Raw genomic sequence first — 19596 nt, 5'->3', positions numbered from 1 at the left:
GGCCCTTGTCACCCATAAAGGCTGATCGCCCGGATTCGACGTCTGAGCGTTTGCTACCACGGGCCGCTTGCCTGGTCAGGCGGGCCACACAGCATCACGGGTTTCATCTGAAGCGGGTTTCGTTGCTCAGCTGCGCAAACGGCCTGCTACAGGCTGTCCACCATCGCGCCGCGATGCGCCAAGACGGCACAGGGCGCACTGCGCAGCACGCGCTCGGTGGTGCTGCCCAGCAGCATCCGGCTCAGACCGGACAGACCCTCCGTTCCCATCACGATCAGATCAGCACCCTGCTCGTTCGCGCAGCGCACGATCTCGCGGTCGGCGCGTCCGATCAGGACCAGACTTTGTGTTGCGGCCTGCGGCAAGCCGGCACTGTCCACGAGTTTGTCCAGCGACTCCGCAGCACGCTCGCGCCATGCCTCGACCGGTCCACGCATGCTGATGTAAGGCACACTCTTCGGCGGCTCGACCACATGCAGCACGACCAGGTTCGCGTCCTGCGCCCGCGCCATCACGGAGGCCTGCTGCAGCGCCGAAACCGAGCTTTCGGAAAAATCCACCGGCGCCAGCACCTGTCGGTAGCCCTCCGCGTGCAACGGGTGTTCCGGGCCGATCACCAGCACGGATACTGGTGACTCGCGCAGGACCTCGGCCGTCACGCTGCCCAGAAACATGCGGCCGATGTCGTTGCGCGTCTGCGAACCCATCACGATCAGGTCGATGTCGTGCTGCCTGCAGTACTCCAGGATCGTCGGCGCCTCGTCGAGCCCCTGGACGAGTTCGCTGATCACCGGCGGCTGAATGTGCTGCACGGCCTTGTCCAGATCCTTCCGCGACAGATCGGCGATGACCTTCTCGACGTCCACGATGACCGGTATCGCAGCCCAGCCGTACTTGCTCCGGCTCAACACCTGCACATGCAGCACATGCAGCTCCGCCCCGCTGCGGGAGGCAATGGCGGCCGCCTGAGCCAACGCACGATCGCATACCGGCGAAAAATCAATCGGAACCAGGATCCTTGAAAGCTTGCCCATGGTTTTGCACCTGACCAGAAGGAGGAACCCACAAGGTCCGAGTGTACGTTGCCCGGGCGACAATCTCGCCCCACGAGTTTTGCTCTCGATGGACGACAACGAAAAGTCGATTCTGACGCCGCTGCCGGTTCGCCGTGGCAAGTCGAATCCATTCGCTGTTCCCCGTCAGTGCGGAAGCAACTCAAGCATGGGCAGTGGTTCGTGCTCCGCTCGCGTCGCAATATCCGGTGCTGGCGCTTCCCAAAGCCCCCGACGCCCGGACAGCCGTTCGGCTTCGCGGTAGCGAATCGCCCTCGTCAGCGCAGCAGCCATGCCTCCTCGCGCGCCGCGCACTGGCCCTTGAGGCCACCGACTACTTCATGGCTTGCGATCAAGCTGATGGCGTGCCGATCGCCGTAGTGTCGACGGACCTCGTCACCGCTCACTGAAAACGGCGCTCCGCTCATCAAACACTGGTCGTAGAAGAACGTCAGCAGCAACTGCGGCGCCGCGCCAGTCAGTGCGGTCAGACGAGCCGCATACCGTTCACGCATGGCTTGCGGCAATGCCACGAGAGCGGCGCGGTCATACACCGCATCGACTGCGCCAAGAGCATCGGCTGACAGGGCAAACAGGTCGCCGACAAAGATATCCAACCCCGCCGCGCTGTAGCGGCGCCCTGTCCGCTCCGGGGCAATGACCGGCGCGACGCCCAATTCGTCGAACAATTGCTCCACCGCCGTCTCCACCAGCTCGGCACCGCATACGCGATAACCCTGGGTGAGCAACCAGGCAATATCCCTGGTCTTTCCGCACAGCGGCAGGAACACCCGACTGCCCGGCGGCAATTCCAGCCTCGCCATGTGCTCGACCAGAAGCGGATTGGCTTCCCTCTGGTGAAAGGCAGTCTCGCCTTTCGCCCATTTCTCGCGCCAGAAATTCGGCTCCATGGGTCGTCCCGTGATGCATGCGATACGCAGTCTGTCGGATTATGCGGGCGCGACGCCGCGGCGTCGCCTCCTTGAGCGCGCGCGAGGCCGCGCGGCAGTCATCCGGAAGTCACGCGTCGCTCGCGCCGACGCCTCTACCCATGGGCGCGGCGCCCGATCCCGAGGTGCTCACCTCGGAGCGCTGCTCTGGGCGCGATTGCGCCCGCCCTGCTTGGCAGCATACAAAGCCATGTCGGCGCGATGAAACAGGCTCTCGACGGTGTCGTCGGGAGTCACGCATGCCACCCCGCAACTGATGCTGAGCAACAGGTCGTTGATGAGTGGCGTCGCGACCACGTGCGCACACAAGGCCCGGGCCTTGCGCAGGGCATCGTCGAGCGCCGCCTCGGGAAGCACGATCACGAACTCCTCGCCGCCCCAGCGGCCCAGCGTGTCGCCATCGCGCAAGGTCTCGCCCGCGCGCACCGCCAGCGCCTTCAACGCGACGCGCTTGCGATTCCGCCCAGCGTAAGGGCCTTCTGCCCGGCCTGGGTTCCGTGGCTGCAATGGAGCGTCCGGCGTCAGCTCCATCGCGGCAGCCCCGCAGCGCGGACCCCCGGCATGCGCACCGGCGATCGTCGGCGATGGCGCGATATCGCCGCTTGCGCCATGGCCTGCTTCATGATCATGCCCCCGATGAATATGGACGACCGCGCAGCCGGGAGGCGTCAGCGGTCATGGCCAAAGCATGCCTTGACCGGACCCAAAAAAGATACTGCCCGGTCATTGCCTGCCAGCCGCACCCTGACCGGCCGAACGCGCCTTGCCAACCAGTGTCCTGAACGCCGTTCCGATTTGCTGGTCGGTAAATTCGCAATGCCCGTCGCCAACGGGCGGGAGGACAGTCAACCACTTGCCGTTGCCAACTGCACGCACCTGATCCGGATAGACAGGATGAAAGCGTGCGGGAATCGTCGGGTCGAAAGCGTTCCACTGCATCACCAGCGGTACGTCAACCCGGCCGGTCAACGTCACGTTGCGCCGGGCGTAGGCCATCGCGGAAGGCGATCCGGTGTAACGATGCACCCGACTGTTGAACCAGGCGTCATCGCCGAACCCGTGATAGATCGTTTTGCGGTTGTCCACCGGCATGCCGCCCGCACGATGGTCGAGCTCACGCAGCACCATGTAGTAGAGCATCAGCGCACCGGGCAGTCGCTCGGGGGTCTCCTGCAGCCGCTTGTCCAGCAGCGCCTCCTGATGCGGGTGTGCCTGCAACGCCTTGGCAAAGACCTCGCGCGGAATGAATGGTGGAGCATCGGTGGCGGCAAGGTCTGGCAGCACACCGGGAATCAGTACATCGAACGCCACCAGCGGCGTGAGCACGGCGCGCGACAGGATTTCGGGTGTCGATACGGTGGCGCCGCACATCACCAGGGCCCCGGTATAGGCGTGGCGGTAGCGCTCGACGCTGGCCACGGTTTCCATGCCGCCCAGCGAGAAACCAACGATATATGTGTGGGCCGGGTTTTTGAACGTCTTGCTGAATTGCTTTCGAAGATGCTCATTGTCCTTGATGGCATCACCGACCGCCCAGCCTTTCGACGCATAGGCGCTCTGCGCCACGGCATAGCCCTGCTCCAGGAAAACGTGGGTGGCGTCCCCCGGACGCATCGGCAGCTTGCGCTGGGAGAACGCAGGCTCGTATCCATGCATCAGCATCACCAGATCGCCGTTCCAACGTGCCGGAATATCCATGCGGTAAGGGGCTCGGTCCAGCACGCCGACACGAACCGTGGGCGCCGCGTCCGTCGCGTCCGCCGGCGAGAAACTGGTCGCCAGGCACCCTGCCATGGCCAGCCACAGCGCGACTGGTCCAAATATCCTGGTTTGCTGACGCATGATGCCACCTCCGCGTTGATGATCCGACAATGCCAACGTGCCGCAACCCGGCTGGCTAATGGTCCCTGACGCCATCGGCTGCGTGAATATCCAGCGAGCTCGGGGTGGTGTTTACCAACGGCACGAAATTGTCGTCCGGGGTCACTTCGCGTTTGCGGTGGATGAAGCGATAGAACGCATAGGCGGCGATCATTCCGTCGAGCACCGCGAACCAGCCAAACAGCAGGCGCGGGCTCAGCAAACTCATGATGGCGCCAGCCAGCAGTGGTCCGATTGCCGAACCCACACCGTTGACCAGCAACACGGTGCTGGATGCCGACAGCAGCTCGTCCCGGTGAACGTAATCCACCAGATGCGCCACCGCAATCGGATACAGCGTAAAGCTCATGCCACCGAACACGAAGATCACCACCATCGCCGCGACACCCCCGGCGCCGGGAAGGAGCAAGTTGATCAGCGCCGCCAGCGCCGCCGTTGCAGCAATCAACGAAAGCGCCATGCGGCGATCGATGCGGTCGGAAAATCGACCCAGTGGCCATTGCAACACCACGCCGCCGGCAATGGCGACGCTCATGTAGGTACCAATGCCGTCAACGCCGAGGCCGCGAGACGCTGCATACAACGGCAGCAGCCCCCAGAAAGCACCGAGCACCAGTCCGGAAAGCAGTGCAGTGAACAGCGCCGTGGGCGCCAGTCTGAACAGGCGCCGGATCTGTACCTGCGGTACCGAACGGATGTGTGGTTGCGGCTGCCGGCTCGCCACCACCGGCAGGCTGGCCGCGCAAAACAGGATCGCCACCACGCAGAACAGCACGAAGCCTTCACCGGGAATGCGCAGCAACTGCTGCGCCGCGGCGCTGGCGCCAAGATTCAGCATCATGTAGATCGCGAACACCGAGCTGCGATGCGACGGCTCCGCAGCAGCGTTCAGCCAGCTTTCGATGATCGCGTACAAGCCGACCAGCAGCAGCCCCTGCAGCACGCGCAAAACAAACCACACGCCATAGGCGGGATCGAGCGCCTGCACCAATACCACCAAGGTCACCAGCGCCGTGCAAAACGCAAAGGTGCGGATGTGGCCGATGCGGTGGGTCAGCCGCGGAATCGTGTAGGTGCCGACCAGGAACCCGGCGTAATAGGCCGACGTCAACACGCCGATCATGCCCACCGAAAATCCGAGCGTCCGCCCCTGCAACGCGATATGCGTATGCAGCAGGCCGACACCCATCAACAGGAATACCGTGCTCAGCAGCAGTGGCGTCGAGGAGCGGAGACTGGTGAGCATGGGGAGTCGGGCAACCAAAGCGCCATTCTACCGCCGTGGCCTCCACGGTTCCGCATGGCAAGGGCCTGACGCCTTGTTTGCATGTCGACTTTCTTGATCACCCAGGCCGGCTCGCCTGAGTTCGGCGATCCCCGGCGCCAATCGTTCAGGCAGACAAACGTGACGGAGGGGGCGGAGGGCTCCATGAACTCACGTCCGTCGCCAGGTCACCGCCGACGGATGAAGACCAAACGCGGCGGTTCCATGGTGCCCATGTCATCCGACAAGCGTCATTGGCCTGCGGTTGCCGATCCCGCGGATCATCCATCGACGGCGAAAACCGGATTGCCGTTCGGCGAAGTTGCACCACACAGAACCAGCACGGTGCAAGCTGACCGCCGGCCGCAGCCCTACTCAGTCCCTGGGCGCGATGCCGTCACCGGTGATGACACCACACGCGATGCGCGGGCCGGCGTTGCCGGAGGGCTGGCTCTTGTAATCGTCCGGCTGCTCGTGAACGATCAGCGCGCGACCGACGACATTCCCGCCGCTGCCGGCATCAAGCGAAATATCGTTCACCAGCACATTCACGTCCGCCACACCTTCAGCATCTGCATGCAGGTTGGGCATGTCGCCGGCGTGGTGCGCATCGGCGCCCATGCTGCCATGGGGCTGTGCAGTCGGGTTGAAATGACCGCCGGCGCTGGTCGCGTCGGGGGCGCTGCAATCGCCATTTTCGTGGATATGAAAACCGTGTTCGCTGTCGGGCTTCAATCCGGTGAGCTCACCTCGGATGCGAACCCCGCCAGCCTCGGCACGCAGCGTCATGGTGCCGGCAGCCGTGTGCCCCTGGGTGGGTTTGAGCACAACTCGCGCTTCGGACACATTCTGGCCGGAGGCGACGGCAGCAGAAGCCGTCGGCGCCGGCGTTGGAGCGGTGGACACGGTGCGTGGTGGCGCGGCACCTTCCGTTGGCGCTGGTGGCGGTGGGGACGAGTTGCACGCCGCCAGCGCCATCGCGGCGGAGGTCAGGGCGGATAGCGCAACAGACAATCGAACAGCAGACATGAGTTGCTCCAGAGCGGGTGAGTGCGTGCGCAAGATAACCGGTGTACTCGTAATCATTCCGTGATATTCGCGAGCGCAGGCGATGCCATTCAGTTGGGGCCGGTCGCGGCCCAGGGAAGAGTCCCTTCACCGCTTCGATCTCGGCGTGGGAACCCTCGCGCAAGGTAGACTCGCGCAAAGCCCGTCTTGTCGCTGGTCGTGATCGTCGTCGTGATCCATCCGCAACATTACGCCGCGTTCCCATTGCTTCCCCGCCAGACACCAGGTTTGAATACAGCCCTCAGGACCCCCATGACCCCTCTCGTCGAAGTACCCCTCTGGATCTGGCTCGCCACGATGGCGGGCGTGGTCGCGCTGCTGGCGCTCAGTTTCTTCACGCACATTCGCAATACCCACGAGCCGTCGACCAGGGAGGCTGGAGCCTGGACCGCGTTTTTCGTGTCGTTGTCGATCCTGTTCGGCTGCGGGCTGACCCTGGTATGGGGCTGGGATCGCGGCCTGGAGTTCTTTGCCGGCTACATCACGGAGTACAGCTTGTCGATCGACAACCTGTTCGTGTTCGTGATCATCATGTCGAGCTTCGCCGTGCCCAGGGCCCTGCAGCAGAAGGTGCTGCTGGTCGGCGTCATCGTCGCGCTGATCCTGCGCACGATCTTCATCCTGCTTGGCGCGGCGGCGATTGCCCACTTCAGCTGGGTGTTCTACATCTTCGGGCTGATCCTGATCCTCACCGCGCTCAAGCTCGCGTTCGAAAAGCACGACAACAACGAAACCTACGAACCCAACTTCATGGTGCGCGTGATGCAGAGAATCCTGCCGGCCACCGATGCCTACGATGGCGCAAGGATGACCACGGTCATCGCGGGCAAGCGCTACATGACGCCGATGATGATGGTGATGCTGGCCATCGGCATGACCGACATCCTGTTTGCGCTGGATTCGATTCCCGCCATCTACGGCCTGACCAATGTGCCCTACATCGTTTTCACCACCAACGCCTTCGCCCTGCTCGGCCTGATCGAGCTGTACTTCCTCATCGGCGGCCTGCTCAAGAAGCTGGTCTACCTGAGCCTGGGACTGGCCGTGGTGCTGGGCTTCATCGGCGTCAAACTGGTGATCGAGGCCATGCACACGAACAGCCTGCCGTTCCTCAATGGCGGCGAGCCGATCCACCTGCTTCCGGCCATCTCCACCTGGTTGTCGCTGGTCATCATCATCTCGATCCTCGCCGTCACCACCATCGCCAGCCTGCTCAAAGGCCGCCGGGACGCGAACGCTTCTGCAAGCGGCTGAGAGCTGTTACAACGATGCCCGCCAAACCCGGGGCGGCTCTCCCTTTGTTCCGCGCCAACGCGAGAGCTGGCGATTTGCATAGCGATTGAGGCCAATCAGCCAAGTTCCCACCACCAGTTCGGCGGTGCGATGGCTATCGATCAATATCGGCCACGTACCCCTTCGTGCGGCGCCTGGCGAGGCCCATCAAGCCTGGCACACCAAGACCGAAGAACCACATGGAGGACGACTCCGGCTGCGACGCCTTGAGCCCACTAGTGCTGAAATTGTCGAAATCTCGTCCGGTGTTCTTCGTCTTGGTACCCGTAAACCAGGGCCGGATCTGGCGGGAGCCACCGCCGCTCGACAGGGCGAAGGTTCATGGATGGCCATTCGGCGTGCTCGCCGAGCACTTCGTGCCCTTCGGGCTGAGGCTGGACGCGACTGAGCGCCGTTCAAGTAGGCCACCACACTCCATTGCTACGAGCCTGCATGGGAACCATGGATGCGCCGGATCTGGCCCGACGTCGCGGAAACGGAATCATTTAACCCACGGCCAAGTAAGGGCCTGGACCACCTCGATCGATGACTTCACCGCCGCTACGCAGAAACCAGATGCCGAGCCCCAGCCCCTTTGGGCCGGATCAGATCGCTCCGGTGGCCAGCGCAGGCCCATGGACAGTTCGATCAGGGGCGACCGGTGAACTGCACCGTGCTGGTAGCGCAAAGTTCGACGAGGCTGTCAGTGAACTGCCTTGACGTTCACGCCATCCGTCGTCAACACGGCCACCGCGGGCGCGTCGGTCGAATCCGTCACGCGCTCCATCGTCGCCGCTGCCCCGGCCGTAGCATCCGCACGGCGCCGCGGCATGAAGGGGTTCAACAATTGGCCGCCAAGCGAGGATGGCATGGCCTCGTCGATGCCGTAGCTGGCAGGCCATTGCTGCGGCGAATGGTAGGTGCCGAACAGATGGTCGATGAACGGAAACATCGCCGCATAGTTGCCGTCACGCCGGCCATCATTGGTGTGATGCCACCGATGGAAGAACGGCGTGGCAATGACGTGCTCCAGCAATCCGAAGCGCCAACGCACATTGGCGTGGATGAAGAAGCCCCAAAGCGTGCCGATCACCAGAACCAGGGCGGTGACCGTCGGGCCACCACCCGTCAGTCCGAACGCGAGCACCGGAATGAAACCGCACATCCGGGTGAACACCATGTCCACCGGGTGCGCCCTGGTGTTGGTCAGAAAATCGATATCCCGAGCGCTGTGGTGAATCGAGTGGAAACGCCAGAGCAAGGGGGTTCGATGGGTGAGGCGATGAGCCCAATAGAAGCCTATTTCCCCGACCAGCAGGGCCAGGGCAAGCCGTGCCCCCCCGGGCAGAGCTGCGACGGCATCCAGCGCCGCTGACGGCAGGAGTTGATGAATGGCGGCACCGATGAAAACCAGCGGTGTACCCAGGACCAGACCCACGAACAGCGAGTTGAGCGCGTAGTAGCCCAAGTCCGTGAGGAATTCCCGGCGGAAGAACGCTTGTCGCCTGACGCCGGCCAGTCGCTCGAGCGGAACGAAAATCGCGCACAGGAGCAATAGCCAGACCGAGAGGTGAAAGGCCTCGACAATCAGCGCATTCACGATGGGTGGACCCCCGAACCGTGATCCGGACGCTTGCACGCCCGGACCACGACTGAATGCTTATCCGATATCGCTGTCACCATCTGCACCGTGACGGCGACGACGCGAATACATGGCCAGCAGCCCCAAGCCCAGCAGACCGCCACCAAACATGGCCAGCACCGGCGGTTCGGGAACCTTGCGGACCACGGACACGTCGCTCAGCAGCGCGAACGGGGGCAAGTTTGCCGGCGTGCCGATCGAAAGGAATTGCAGGATCGGATTGGTCGAGTCGGCCGTGAAGGTCATTGACTCCGCCGTCCAACCAGACCAGCCGTGGGTACCGATATTCTTGGTTCCGGTCAGGAACGACTGGCCACCGAGGGAAACCTTGAACTTTTCCGTGGTATCACCGGTCCGGCTCATCTCCTGGGTGGAGGCCCAGTAGAAGTTGACGGTGTACTTGTCGCCGACGGTCACGTTCGTGAGCGTCTGCTGGATCCAGGTATTGAGATTCGATTGACCATCGAGCCCAACGAAGGTCGATGTACCGGTCGGCGCCGCCGTCACCGCGGGCGGCAGAAACTGGTTCCCGGTGTTGCCGTAGCGTGTGCAGGCCTGAACACCCGATGCCGCCGCCGCGCTGGGATACCAAATCGCGTAGCCGCCGGTGTTCGTGGTCCAGCCGCTGACGAACTCCCCGCCCCAGCTGTTGTTGCCCGATATGCCGCAGGTCCCGGATTGGTTGTTGAACTGTGCCGGCGCGGTGTGGCCCGGCGAGGTCGCACTGAAGTCGCCGTTGGTGACCAAATTCGCATGGGCAAGGCCGATCGAGCCAACGACCAGCGCTGCCGCGAAGCCAAGTGTGATGATTTTCATTGGAACCCCTGTTTGTGTTGGGTGACCGCTTCTGAAGAATTTGCGACCATCGGACAATGCACATTTTGAGCCAAAAGCCTACGTGTAAATGAATCAATATGTTGCATCCTGGCAGCTGCCCTCCACGCGCCGGAAACGTAAAGAAAGTCGACACTTTGCAGCAGAGGCATCAAAGGCCACGCACACACGGCCTGCCGGTCATCGACAATGGCGAGCCGCCCCCATCCGGTTCCAGCTCTCTTTCCGGTTGTCGCTGGCACCGACACTCGCCATCACTGGCCCGGCCGCGCACGAGTCGGCGTGATGCGAATCCTTCCGTGAATGACCGGGAGCCATGGCAAGGCAGGGTTCACTGGCGTCTGCAGGCCAGGGGCCTCGTTCCGCAATCATTTGCCCGGGCCCATCGACTTCCGGCACTGTTTCGTACCCGATCCCGCGCCCACGATAGTCTGCCGCGGTGGGCAGAATGGCCACGACTTGCACCGCGAGCCCGCCCGGAGAGCGAGTGATGCGATTTTGCTGGATTGCCTGCCTGTTTCTGCTCGTGGCGTTGCCACCTGCGTACGCCGACCTGCCGGCAGATTCATTCCATCTGCTCGAACCCGTTCGCGACGCTGCTGGCCATGCGCTGGAGCAGAAGGCGCCGGATGGACGACTGGTGCCTGTGGCCAGGCCGTATCACGGCAACTTCGAACCTGGCCTGCGGGTCGTGCTGAATCAGGGCGCACCCGCGCTGCTGCCGGCCATCGATGCGCAGGCGCGACAGGCCAGTGGTCATCGGATGGATTGTCCGGTGCTCGGCAACGGCATCGCCGTCTATCTCTCCGACGAAGATGGTGGCTTTGCGCGCAAGGATCTCTACGTCGAAACCTCGCCGGGCCACCGCGTATTCTGCGCGGACTATTTCATCGACATCACGCTGGACCTGGCCTCGCTCCAAGACGGCACGTTCGAGGAGGTGCTGTCACATGAATACGGCCACGTGCTGCTGCGTCGTCTGCTCGGCCCCATTCCGCCCACACCGTCCCGGCAGGCGCACTCGGTGCTCACGGTGACTGATCCGGTCACCGCATTCGACGAGGGCTTCGGCATCCAGATGCAGCCGTTGGCAGCGCGATGGTCGGCAACGCCGGGGTTTCGCGCACGGGCGGAGGGGCGTGCCAAGCCTTCGGCTGCGGATTTCTGGCTGAGTCGGCGCGAAACCTGGCTGCGCGAAACCGCCGTGCCGCACAATGATTTCGTTTTCGAATCCACGCCACCCGGCGACGATGACGATGCGTACGCGCGCTGGCTGGACAGCAACACGTCGTTGCCCGCCGACCTGTGCCACCTGAAGTCCGGCAACGCGATGATGGCATCGGAGGGCGTCGCCGCGGCTTTTCTTTATCGGCTGCTGAGCACCGGCGCCGATGCGCGCGCGGTGGAACATCGTTACGCGCAGCTGGTGCGGGTACTCGCGCGCATCGGCCAGTGGCCGGCGCGGGCGCCGCTGGTCACGCTGGCGCAACGCTGGGGCGAAGTATTTCCGCAGGAGCGGAGCGAAGTAAACGGACTGTTTCTCGACATCACCCATGGCGCGACCGCTTCGATGGAGGCGCGTGAGCAGGCCCAGCGCTTGTCCTGCCTGGGCGCGCGCGGATCACTGGCGACCTTTGTTCCAGCGCTGAAGAACTATCGCCACACCATCGCCACCCTGGCAGCGCAAATTCTGGACGGCCAGACGGCCATCGATGCGGCGCTCGGCCCTTCACTGTGGCTGGCCAGTCCGGCGGTAAAGATCGCGGAGCAGCCCGGATCGGATGCACGCACCCAGCCTCTGGTGGTGGATCTCAACACCGCAAGCGAGCCCGCACTCAGCCTGTTGCTGGGGGACCGCTCACTGGCTACGCGCCTGATCGACGCCCGGCGCCAGGGCGTATTCGCCAGCCTTGACGATGCATCCCGACGCGCCGCATTGAGTCGCGCGCAGGCGGCGTTGCTGCGGCAGCTGGCAAGGTCCCGGGCAAGGCTGCCCGCCTTTGTGCGCCGCTGAGCCGAAGAGTCGCCGATGTCAGGCTGCGCTGCGTTGAACATTCCGCAGGAGTCGGGCGATTACGCCAGTGCGGCCACCACGGAATCCGTCGTCGCCACGGTCGCAAACTCCGCGTGCAGCGTGGCCAGATGCGCCCGATGGAGGTCGGCAGCCGGGATCGCGCGCCCAGCCGCATCAACCAGGTCGAAACAGGCGGTGGCGTCGCCCACCACGATCGTGCGATAGCCGAGATTCGCCGCGACCCGCGCGGTGGTCGACACGCACATGTCCGTGGTCAGGCCGAACAGCACCAGTTGCAGGACGCCGAGGCGACGCAGACGCAAGTCGAGGTCGGTGCCGATGAAGGCCGCATTGACCGACTTCGTCACCAATGGCTCGTACTCCACCGGTTCGAATCCCGGTCGCAGGGCATTGCCAGGCAGACCGGGGGCAAACGGCGAGCCTGCTTGAACCGAGTCGTGCCGGACATGGATCAGCGGCAGACCGGCTCGGCGCCAGGCGGCTAGCAAGCGCAATCCGTTGGCTTCCATCGCGGGATTGCTGCTGGCAGGGAGATCGAAGGCCTGCTGCACGTCGATCGGAATCAGGGCGCTGTGCAAATCGAAGGCAAGGGTCATGATGTGTACTCCGGGGGCGGGACGCCACGATGCGCGCTCGCGCGCGCCGGCCTCAACCCGGCAAAATGACGGGTGCACCATCCATCTGCCGGACACCACGTCTGATGAAGACTCTCGACGCTATCGATCGCAAACTGGTCGCCTTGCTGCAGGACAACGCGCGCACCTCGACCGTCGCCCTGGCAAAATCGGTGGGGTTGTCGCGCAGCACGGTGCAGGAGCGTTTGCGCCGACTCGAGGACGCAGGCGTCATCGCGCAGTACACGGTGCGTCTTGGGCAGGGCGGAGATCCGCTGCAAGCCTGGCTTCTGCTGCGCTACGCCGATGGCTTCAGCTGCGATGACGTCATGCCCCTGCTCGAAGCACTGCCTGCCGTGCAACTGTGTCACAGCGTGGCCGGGGACATCGACCTCATGGTGCTGGTGCATGTGGATACGCCAAACGCCCTCGCCGACCTGCGCGAACACATTGCCATGTTCAAGGGTGTGGACGATGTCACCACGGTGCCCGTATTGAGGGTGACACTGGACCGGCGCTAGCAGGATTGCCCATCGATACCTTGGTCGACGCACCCGGCAGCATCCCGCGGTGACGCTCGCGACGCCGCTGACCCACCTAGCCGGAGACCATTGCTGCAAGTCAACGTCGCTCTGACGGGACCTTGCTCGATCAGCCCATCCCAGGTCGGCACGACATGGGCGAAGGTTCAAACCAGCGCGTGCGCATTTCCGGTAACGATGTCGCCAATGAGCGCGCTTGCCCAGGCGATATGCGGGTTGCGCCGGACCTCCGGGTGTATGGCCAGCCACAGCGCGCGTCGCAGGTCGCAAGCAGGCGCCAGGGAAACCAGCCGGGGATCCGTCCGGGCCAGAAAATGAGGCAACAGCGCGATGCCCAATCCCACACAGGCGGCCTCGCGCAGCACAAGCAGGTCGTTGCTCGCAAACGCGACGGCCCGCCCGCGGGCAAACTCCTTGAGCCACCGCGCCGCCTCGCTCTGGCTGTCCGCCTCGCCATGGCGCAGGAAGCGCCATTCCCCCTCCGGCACGTTCTGCCAGCGCGGATGGGCATAGAGTCCGTAACCGAGTTCCGCCAGTGGCCGCCCCGCCAGTCGCGGATCGGCTGGACGCCCCAAGCGCAAGGCAACATCGGCTTCGCGACGAACCAGATCCGCCTCGCGCGCCTCACCCACCAGCTGCAGCTCGATCGCCGACGACTGCAGCAATTTTGGCGCCAGCCTGGGGACCAGAAAGCAGCTTGCGAAGACAGGAGGCGCCGAGATCCGCACCGGTCCGGACGGCGCGCCATGCGAGCGTGCTGCCTGGGCAAGGGCGAGCGCCTCCTCTTCCAGGCGGCGCGCATGAGGGAGCAGCGATGCGCCCTCGTCGGTCAGTTGCCATCCGTTGGGGAGACGGTCGAACAAGTGCAGTTGCAGCCGCCGTTCCAACGCGGCAACCCGCCGCGCCACCGTCGTGTGCTCCACCGACAGCACACGGGCAGCCGCACTCAAACTGCCCAGTCGCGCGAGCTCCAGAAAATAGCGGATGTCGTCCCAATCGGGGATCGACGGAGGCGTCGCCGTGGCCTGGATTGTGTTTTTTTGCACAATCGCTGTGCCCTGATGAGAGTTGTCGCGAATATTCGCACAAGTAAGCTTTCGACAACTCATCACGCGGAACCCACGATGTTCGAGTCCACCACCGAACGCCGCATCGGCCTGACCGGCTACGGCGGTCCCGACCGGCTGCAAATCATTGAGTCCACCTTGCCGCCGCCTGGCCCGGGCGAGGTGCGCATTCGCCAACGCGCCATTGGCGTCAACTTCGCCGACATCTACTTTCGCACCGGCATTTACCAGGTCCCGGCGTTTCCCGGCGGCTTGGGTGTCGAAGCCGCCGGAACCATCGAAGCGGTGGGCGATGGCGTGGATCAATCGTGGTGCGGACGCCGCGTCGCCTACGCGGGTCTGCCGGTGGGCGCCTACGCCAGCGCGCGCAACCTGCCGCTCGCCCGGGTCATGTCGTTGCCGGACGAGGTCGGCGAAGACACGGCTGCGGCCGTGCTGTTGCGCGGACTGACTGCGCACATGCTGTTTGCCCATGTTCGCCCACTTCGAGCCGGTGACATCGTGCTGGTACACGCGGCCGCGGGAGGCCTCGGACTGGTGCTGGCGCAATGGGCGCGCGCGCTCGGCGCACGGGTGATCGGCACCGTGGGGTCGGCGCAGAAGGCCGAGCTCGCGCTTGCCCACGGCGTCGAGCGCGCGGTGGTCCACAGCCGCGAGGATTTTGTCGCCGCCACACGCGAGTTCACCAACGGCCGCGGCGCGGACTTCGTGATCGACGGAATCGGGGGCGACACCTTTGACCGCTCGCTGGATGCCCTGGCCCCATTCGGAATGGCGGCCTCCATCGGCCAGGTCGCTGGGGAAGTCACCAGGATTGATCTGACCCGGCTGCACGCGTCACGCTCCATCGCGGTCTCGCGTCCTGGCGTATTCCGGTTCATCGAGGATGCCGCCCGTTACCAGGAAGCTTGCAAGGCCGTATTGGATCGCCTCGCCGCCGGTCTGCGTGTGCGCATCGGCGAACGCATGCCGCTGGAATGCGCCGCCGACGCGCACAATCTTCTCGAATCCGGACGCAGCGTCGGCTCCCTGCTTCTCGTCCCGTAAAGGTGCCTCATGCTCTACATCATCTTGCTCGCCTACAAGCAACCCCTTCACATCATCGACCGCCATCTCGGCGCGCACCGGACCTACCTTGCCCACCACTACCGCACTGGGCATTTCCTGCTGTCCGGCCCCCTGGAGCCGCGCGACGGTGGTGCGATCCTCGCCCGCGCACCCGATCGCGCAACACTTGACGCCTGGCTCCACGACGATCCCTTTCACGCAAATGACGTTGCGAGCTACACCGTCATCGCATGGACACCCACCTTGCGGGCCGACGACATCGCCGCGCACATTGCACCGCAGGCAGCGACCGTTCCGGCCGCAAGCTGAAGAAGCGGCCAGCGGCAAGGAGTCAGGCCAGCATCCAGTCCACGGCCGCCTGGCAATGCAGCTCGGTGGTGTCCACGCGCGGGATATCCGGCGCGTCGTCGGCCCGCAGCAGCATGCCGAACTCGGTGCAGCCGAGAATCACCGCCTGCGCGCCGGCGTCGTGCATCCGGCGCATGATGGCGATGAAGGTTTCCCGCGACGCCGGCTCCACCCGACCCTTCACCAGCTCGTCGAAGATGATCTGGTGCAGCGCGTCCTGTTCTTCGGGTGTCGGCACGCTGATGGCAAGTCCGTGGTCTTGCAGTCGTTCGCGGTAGAACGGCTGGGCCATGGTGAAGCGGGTGCCGAGCAGTGCGGCGCGTTGGTGACCCGCGGCCAGCAAGGCGTCGGCGGTGATGTCGGCGAGGTGCAGCAGCGGAATGTCGACGGCCGTTTCCACGGCAGGCGCCACCCGATGCATGGTGTTGGCGCAGATCAGCAGCGCTTCGGCGCCGGCCTGTTCGAGGCGCTGCGCGGCATCGGCGAGGATGCGCCCGGCCGCATCCCAGTCGTCGGCGTGCTGCAGGTGCGCGATCTCGGCGAACTCCACGTTCCACAGCAACAGCCTGGCCGAGTGCAACCCGCCGAGGCGTGCGGCGACCAGCTGGTTCAGACGCTGGTAGTAGTGGGCGGTGGATTCCCAGCTCATGCCGCCGATCAGGCCGATGGTTTTCATGGTGCGCGATGCCTCATGGGGAAACGATGTCAGGTTTCGTTGCGGACGACCAGGCAGTGAACCTGATCCTCCCTTCTTCGTTCACGGGTCCTGGGTGTAGCCAAAGGACTTTGCAAAACTCAGGAAGTTGGAATAGTCCGGCTCCCCCTTCGCGGGAAATACCTGGGACACATGGATGTCGATGCACTTTCCATCGCGGAAGCCGTAGTAATTGGTATTGACCGCGACCAATGAAAGCCCTTGATCGCTGCCCTCAATCGCATACGAGACCACTTCGAACTTGTCGTGCCTGGTGGCGAAAATAACGGATTCGCGCACAATCGCCGGATTCCTGAGCGCCCGCTTCCAGTAGTAGTCCTTGCACGCTGCAGCGCTGGTGCCTTTGCCTTCGGCGGGTTCGACGAAGCCGGAGACGATGAAGCCATCCTTTGTCATCCCTTCGAACCGGAAATTTCCGGCGAACGAGCCGGCCTTGCGCGTTTGCGTGATGGTTGGATCGAATTTGAACCCCCAGGTCGCGCCGTCAACCATCACCACGCTGGACGCGAACGACGGGCCTGCGAACAAGAGTGAAATCAGGAACAGTTTCGATCTCATGAATCCCCCAAAGAATCCCATGGAAACGGCGTCGGGTCCGGCTATGCAGCATCGGGAAACGAACCCGACCCCGCTCCTGCACGCAATCGGCCCCGTCGAATTCATCAGAAAACAGCCCCGATCGCGAAGAGCCACGATTGTCGCCCACGCGACGCCGCGAAGAGTGCGTTGCCACCCATAACCAATGACACGATAGCGGTCACCAGCGCAAGCGCGTCGGGCGTACCGTCAATTATCACGTACAACCCCATACCAACGAACACCAGACCCACCGCGGCCTGCAGCAGCCGATAGCCAGCCGTGGCGAGGTACGAATCGTGTTGCGAGCTGTCATCCGGGGCATCGCCCTGATCCGCGTTTCCCCATTTCGCGAGCAGCAAGCCGATCGCGCCGGCCAGAAACGCCCACCAGCTCGCGATACCCAGCGTGGCATGAACAAGCCACAGCACGATCCCCGCAACAAGCAAAAGCAGCCCCGCCACCTCGACCCCGCCGAGCCGCCTGTTGCGGCCACGGCGCGACCCATCGGCACGCCGGTTGATCCGCTGACGAAGCTTGGCGAATGCTTTCATGTTGGTCCTGGCCGCAATGGAATCGCCCTGCCTTTTCGGAAGAGCGTGATGTCGAAACGTGGCGAACGAAGCAAGGTAGAAGCGTTCGAAAGCAGGGTCAGGTCCAGTTACGGAGCACCGGAACGTGGACCTGACGCTGCTCCTTGGCTTCCGCCTGCGCCACCAGCGGCTACCTCTCGCAACGCTTGCTCGGCTGCATTGGCTTCGCGGTGAAATGACCAGACGACAATCGCGACGGGAAAAATGAGACCGCAGGCCAACAGCCAGTGCACCGCGGGCGTGTTCGCCGGCCCAAAAAAGGACAGAGCCAGCGCAGCCGACACAGCCACCGCGTAGATGCCCAGAAACGCGAGGACAAAAAGGGGTGGGCGAAGGTGAACCTGCAGCGAATTTCCCTCAAGCCTGCCAAGAATGACGACGACACTGCCTCTGCGCCGAACGCTTGCACCACGCTCCTGCAAGAGGCCGAGCTTGAAACGCTGGCCGTCGATGCTTCCAACAAAACGCTTGCCCTCGACACCAGCAACCCAATCCGCCATGCGAACAGACGGGAATGGTGTGAAGGCTGCGGCAGGCAAAACCACTGCCACGAGGCGGGAGCCAGGAGTCCCGCCAGGCTCACTCGTCATGATGCGGAACGATCTGCGAAGAAGCATGAGCAAGCCAAGTGTGGATGAAAGATTATGCAGCCTGAGCGCGCGGAGTCTGTGACCTGGGGCAGCGCCTGTCAGGGCACTTGGGCGCGCCGGTAGTGCATGGCGACCGCACCACTGCGGAGCGGCTGCGCCGAAACCAGTTCGAGCCGTCGCGTGCCGGGCAACCCGTCCTGGTACAGGATCGGGCCGTGGCCCGCGATCAGGGGGTGGACGAGGAACCTGTATTCGTCGATCAGATCCAGCCGGTCCAGCGCGGTCGCGAGCTTGCCGCTACCGAGCAGCACGCCGGCCGGGGTCGCGTCCTTCAGCGCCTGCACGCCCGTGCGCAGATCGCCGGCGATGTGATGGCTGTTGCTCCACGAAAACCTCGTTCGCGTCGACGACACCACGTATTTCGGCTTTGTCTCCAGTTTGACCGCCCACTCGCGCATCGCTGCCGGCGCCTCCTCATCGCCGCGAGCGACCGCCGGCCAGTAGCTCTCCATCATCTCGTAGGTGACGCGGCCCCACAGCATCGCCCCGCTTTCGTCCATGAGGCGGGTGAAGAAAGCATGTGTCTCGTCGTCGACGATGCCTTCCCGGTGGTCGACGCAACCGTCGAGAGTGACGTTGATGCTGAAGGTCAAGATTCCCATGGCGGCGCGCCTGTTCCGAGTTGCGGTTCGAAAAGTGCACTCTGATCCTGCGGTTTCTTCACGGTTGTTACATCACTTTTCCTTATGACTAAGGCGTTTCGTCACGAGCCTATCGCCCGAACGGTATCCTTCGACTTAACTAGCCACGTCACCATGAATTGCACGCGGTTACTGAGAGATGGCGGCCTTGATCTTGTCCTTGTCTATGTACTTGTCCAGTTCAGACATGCCTTTCGCCACCTCGGGATTGGAAAAGAGCTCCCGGCCAGCCACTTGTCCGAGTACGTTGAAGCTTGCCGCAAGCGCACCATCCCCCTCATATTTGACAGCGAGTTGCATCTCCGGTTTGCAAGTCACTGTTATGAGGGACTCGAACAACTTGGCCATATTGACATTGAATTCCTTGCGCTTAGCTTCAGGGATCGAAACGTAGCTCGCAACTGACGGATTCAACGACATTGCCGCAAACATCCAATTGACGAGAGTTGCCTTCTGCTCGGAGGTCGTCTTGGAAACCAGACACTTGGACAGGTCATCCGTGTACACGCCTGCGGTTGCAGACGGCGACACAATGGCGCAGAGAATCATTAGTGTCGCAGAAAAAGAGGCAGCGCCATATCGGGTTTTCATGTTCATGGGTGTTGGGTGCTCGCGGTTGGAATATGTAACAAATCGAGTTCCGGAAAGTCGAAAACGGGCTCGGGTTCACTTCCAGATCCTTCATAACTGAACCGGACCCCGTTTCTGGTTTAACTTCTTCCGTCCCGGTTTACGGTCCCGGTTTACGCGAATCTACGCGAATCGGCCTGATCGACGTTGCCGG

General features: G+C 63.5%; 21 protein-coding genes. 5 read left to right on the top strand and 16 right to left on the bottom strand.

The features are described 5' to 3' along the window. Positions 1-146: 146 nt before the first annotated feature. The 6 genes from AC0L58_RS01780 to AC0L58_RS01755 all read right to left on the bottom strand — a co-directional run bounded on the left by AC0L58_RS01780 (position 147) and on the right by AC0L58_RS01755 (position 5936). The gene (locus AC0L58_RS01780) at positions 147-1034 is read right to left on the bottom strand and encodes a universal stress protein (protein WP_473686080.1); all 888 of its coding nucleotides are present in this window, start codon (positions 1032-1034) and stop codon (positions 147-149) included. A gap of 296 nt (positions 1035-1330) precedes the next feature. Continuing rightward, entirely contained in the window at positions 1331-1963 is a 633-nt protein-coding gene (gene tmpT / locus AC0L58_RS01775) for a thiopurine S-methyltransferase (protein WP_473686078.1), read from the bottom strand. Between the two features lie 168 nt (positions 1964-2131). Further along, positions 2132-2533 (bottom strand): GGDEF domain-containing protein, encoded by a 402-nt coding sequence (locus AC0L58_RS01770; protein WP_473686076.1) that lies wholly within the window; start codon positions 2531-2533, stop codon positions 2132-2134. A 192-nt stretch (positions 2534-2725) separates the two neighbouring features. Then, entirely contained in the window at positions 2726-3844 is a 1119-nt protein-coding gene (locus AC0L58_RS01765) for a hypothetical protein (protein ID WP_473686074.1), read from the bottom strand. A gap of 55 nt (positions 3845-3899) precedes the next feature. After that, positions 3900-5129, bottom strand: coding sequence for an MFS transporter (locus tag AC0L58_RS01760; protein WP_473686072.1), 1230 nt, complete (start codon positions 5127-5129; stop codon positions 3900-3902). A gap of 393 nt (positions 5130-5522) precedes the next feature. Next, entirely contained in the window at positions 5523-5936 is a 414-nt protein-coding gene (locus AC0L58_RS01755; protein ID WP_473686070.1) for a superoxide dismutase family protein, read from the bottom strand. A 531-nt stretch (positions 5937-6467) separates the two neighbouring features. Here AC0L58_RS01755 and AC0L58_RS01750 point away from each other — a divergent pair. Further along, positions 6468-7469, top strand: coding sequence for a TerC family protein (locus tag AC0L58_RS01750; RefSeq protein ID WP_473686068.1), 1002 nt, complete (start codon positions 6468-6470; stop codon positions 7467-7469). Between the two features lie 721 nt (positions 7470-8190). Here the strand turns inward: AC0L58_RS01750 and AC0L58_RS01745 are convergent. Both AC0L58_RS01745 and AC0L58_RS01740 read right to left on the bottom strand, forming a co-directional pair. Further along, entirely contained in the window at positions 8191-9087 is an 897-nt protein-coding gene (locus AC0L58_RS01745) for a sterol desaturase family protein (RefSeq protein ID WP_473686066.1), read from the bottom strand. A gap of 60 nt (positions 9088-9147) precedes the next feature. Further along, positions 9148-9945, bottom strand: coding sequence for a carbohydrate binding domain-containing protein (locus tag AC0L58_RS01740; RefSeq protein WP_473686064.1), 798 nt, complete (start codon positions 9943-9945; stop codon positions 9148-9150). 508 nt (positions 9946-10453) lie between these two features. On the opposite strand from AC0L58_RS01740, the gene AC0L58_RS01735 reads away from it, so the two are divergent. After that, positions 10454-11977, top strand: coding sequence for a ComEA family DNA-binding protein (locus AC0L58_RS01735; RefSeq protein WP_473686062.1), 1524 nt, complete (start codon positions 10454-10456; stop codon positions 11975-11977). Between the two features lie 59 nt (positions 11978-12036). Here the strand turns inward: AC0L58_RS01735 and AC0L58_RS01730 are convergent, their stop codons facing one another. Next, positions 12037-12594 carry a cysteine hydrolase family protein gene (locus AC0L58_RS01730; RefSeq protein ID WP_473686061.1) on the bottom strand — a complete coding sequence of 186 codons (558 nt, stop codon included), beginning with the start codon at positions 12592-12594 and terminating at the stop codon, positions 12037-12039. A 104-nt stretch (positions 12595-12698) separates the two neighbouring features. Between AC0L58_RS01730 and AC0L58_RS01725 the strand changes: the two genes are divergently transcribed. Beyond that, positions 12699-13133, top strand: a complete 435-nt coding sequence (locus AC0L58_RS01725; RefSeq protein ID WP_473686059.1) for an Lrp/AsnC family transcriptional regulator — start codon at positions 12699-12701, stop codon at positions 13131-13133. A 167-nt stretch (positions 13134-13300) separates the two neighbouring features. On the opposite strand, the gene AC0L58_RS01720 is transcribed toward AC0L58_RS01725, so the two are convergent. Further along, complete coding sequence (locus AC0L58_RS01720) at positions 13301-14263, bottom strand: LysR family transcriptional regulator (RefSeq protein ID WP_473686057.1); 963 nt, start codon at positions 14261-14263, stop codon at positions 13301-13303. A gap of 15 nt (positions 14264-14278) precedes the next feature. Between AC0L58_RS01720 and AC0L58_RS01715 the strand changes: the two genes are divergently transcribed. Together AC0L58_RS01715 and AC0L58_RS01710 are read left to right on the top strand one after the other, a co-directional pair. Then, the gene (locus AC0L58_RS01715; RefSeq protein ID WP_473686055.1) at positions 14279-15268 is read left to right on the top strand and encodes a quinone oxidoreductase family protein; all 990 of its coding nucleotides are present in this window, start codon (positions 14279-14281) and stop codon (positions 15266-15268) included. 9 nt (positions 15269-15277) lie between these two features. Continuing rightward, the gene (locus tag AC0L58_RS01710) at positions 15278-15598 is read left to right on the top strand and encodes a YciI family protein (protein WP_473686053.1); all 321 of its coding nucleotides are present in this window, start codon (positions 15278-15280) and stop codon (positions 15596-15598) included. A gap of 22 nt (positions 15599-15620) precedes the next feature. On the opposite strand, the gene AC0L58_RS01705 is transcribed toward AC0L58_RS01710, so the two are convergent. The 6 genes from AC0L58_RS01705 to AC0L58_RS01680 all read right to left on the bottom strand — a co-directional run bounded on the left by AC0L58_RS01705 (position 15621) and on the right by AC0L58_RS01680 (position 19409). After that, positions 15621-16313, bottom strand: coding sequence for an aspartate/glutamate racemase family protein (locus tag AC0L58_RS01705; protein WP_473686051.1), 693 nt, complete (start codon positions 16311-16313; stop codon positions 15621-15623). A gap of 81 nt (positions 16314-16394) precedes the next feature. Continuing rightward, positions 16395-16910, bottom strand: coding sequence for a hypothetical protein (locus AC0L58_RS01700; protein ID WP_473686049.1), 516 nt, complete (start codon positions 16908-16910; stop codon positions 16395-16397). A 104-nt stretch (positions 16911-17014) separates the two neighbouring features. Then, positions 17015-17482, bottom strand: a complete 468-nt coding sequence (locus AC0L58_RS01695) for a hypothetical protein (protein WP_473686047.1) — start codon at positions 17480-17482, stop codon at positions 17015-17017. Positions 17483-17589: 107 nt separating this feature from the next. Beyond that, on the bottom strand, positions 17590-18072 hold the full coding sequence (locus AC0L58_RS01690; protein ID WP_473686045.1) for a hypothetical protein: 483 nt from the start codon (positions 18070-18072) through the stop codon (positions 17590-17592). A gap of 137 nt (positions 18073-18209) precedes the next feature. After that, the gene (locus tag AC0L58_RS01685; RefSeq protein ID WP_473686043.1) at positions 18210-18773 is read right to left on the bottom strand and encodes a dihydrofolate reductase family protein; all 564 of its coding nucleotides are present in this window, start codon (positions 18771-18773) and stop codon (positions 18210-18212) included. Positions 18774-18941: 168 nt separating this feature from the next. Further along, on the bottom strand, positions 18942-19409 hold the full coding sequence (locus AC0L58_RS01680; protein WP_473686041.1) for a hypothetical protein: 468 nt from the start codon (positions 19407-19409) through the stop codon (positions 18942-18944). Positions 19410-19596 lie beyond the last annotated feature (187 nt).

The organism is Rhodanobacter sp. G2-10 (assembly GCF_055809185.1).
This window is presented reverse-complemented; position numbering and strand designations above follow the sequence as displayed.

Excerpts from the sequence above, each read along its gene's own strand:
- AC0L58_RS01780 (WP_473686080.1), bottom strand. The coding sequence starts at position 1,034 with ATGGGCAAGCTTTCAAGGATCCTGGTTCCGATTGATTTTTCGCCGGTA.
- tmpT (WP_473686078.1), bottom strand. The coding sequence starts at position 1,963 with ATGGAGCCGAATTTCTGGCGCGAGAAATGGGCGAAAGGCGAGACTGCC.
- AC0L58_RS01770 (WP_473686076.1), bottom strand. The coding sequence starts at position 2,533 with ATGGAGCTGACGCCGGACGCTCCATTGCAGCCACGGAACCCAGGCCGG.
- AC0L58_RS01765 (WP_473686074.1), bottom strand. The coding sequence starts at position 3,844 with ATGCGTCAGCAAACCAGGATATTTGGACCAGTCGCGCTGTGGCTGGCC.
- AC0L58_RS01760 (WP_473686072.1), bottom strand. The coding sequence starts at position 5,129 with ATGCTCACCAGTCTCCGCTCCTCGACGCCACTGCTGCTGAGCACGGTA.
- AC0L58_RS01755 (WP_473686070.1), bottom strand. The coding sequence starts at position 5,936 with ATGACGCTGCGTGCCGAGGCTGGCGGGGTTCGCATCCGAGGTGAGCTC.
- AC0L58_RS01750 (WP_473686068.1), top strand. The coding sequence starts at position 6,468 with ATGACCCCTCTCGTCGAAGTACCCCTCTGGATCTGGCTCGCCACGATG.
- AC0L58_RS01740 (WP_473686064.1), bottom strand. The coding sequence starts at position 9,945 with ATGAAAATCATCACACTTGGCTTCGCGGCAGCGCTGGTCGTTGGCTCG.
- AC0L58_RS01735 (WP_473686062.1), top strand. The coding sequence starts at position 10,454 with ATGCGATTTTGCTGGATTGCCTGCCTGTTTCTGCTCGTGGCGTTGCCA.
- AC0L58_RS01730 (WP_473686061.1), bottom strand. The coding sequence starts at position 12,594 with ATGACCCTTGCCTTCGATTTGCACAGCGCCCTGATTCCGATCGACGTG.
- AC0L58_RS01725 (WP_473686059.1), top strand. The coding sequence starts at position 12,699 with ATGAAGACTCTCGACGCTATCGATCGCAAACTGGTCGCCTTGCTGCAG.
- AC0L58_RS01720 (WP_473686057.1), bottom strand. The coding sequence starts at position 14,263 with ATGAGTTGTCGAAAGCTTACTTGTGCGAATATTCGCGACAACTCTCAT.
- AC0L58_RS01715 (WP_473686055.1), top strand. The coding sequence starts at position 14,279 with ATGTTCGAGTCCACCACCGAACGCCGCATCGGCCTGACCGGCTACGGC.
- AC0L58_RS01710 (WP_473686053.1), top strand. The coding sequence starts at position 15,278 with ATGCTCTACATCATCTTGCTCGCCTACAAGCAACCCCTTCACATCATC.
- AC0L58_RS01705 (WP_473686051.1), bottom strand. The coding sequence starts at position 16,313 with ATGAAAACCATCGGCCTGATCGGCGGCATGAGCTGGGAATCCACCGCC.
- AC0L58_RS01700 (WP_473686049.1), bottom strand. The coding sequence starts at position 16,910 with ATGAGATCGAAACTGTTCCTGATTTCACTCTTGTTCGCAGGCCCGTCG.
- AC0L58_RS01695 (WP_473686047.1), bottom strand. The coding sequence starts at position 17,482 with ATGAAAGCATTCGCCAAGCTTCGTCAGCGGATCAACCGGCGTGCCGAT.
- AC0L58_RS01685 (WP_473686043.1), bottom strand. The coding sequence starts at position 18,773 with ATGGGAATCTTGACCTTCAGCATCAACGTCACTCTCGACGGTTGCGTC.
- AC0L58_RS01680 (WP_473686041.1), bottom strand. The coding sequence starts at position 19,409 with ATGAACATGAAAACCCGATATGGCGCTGCCTCTTTTTCTGCGACACTA.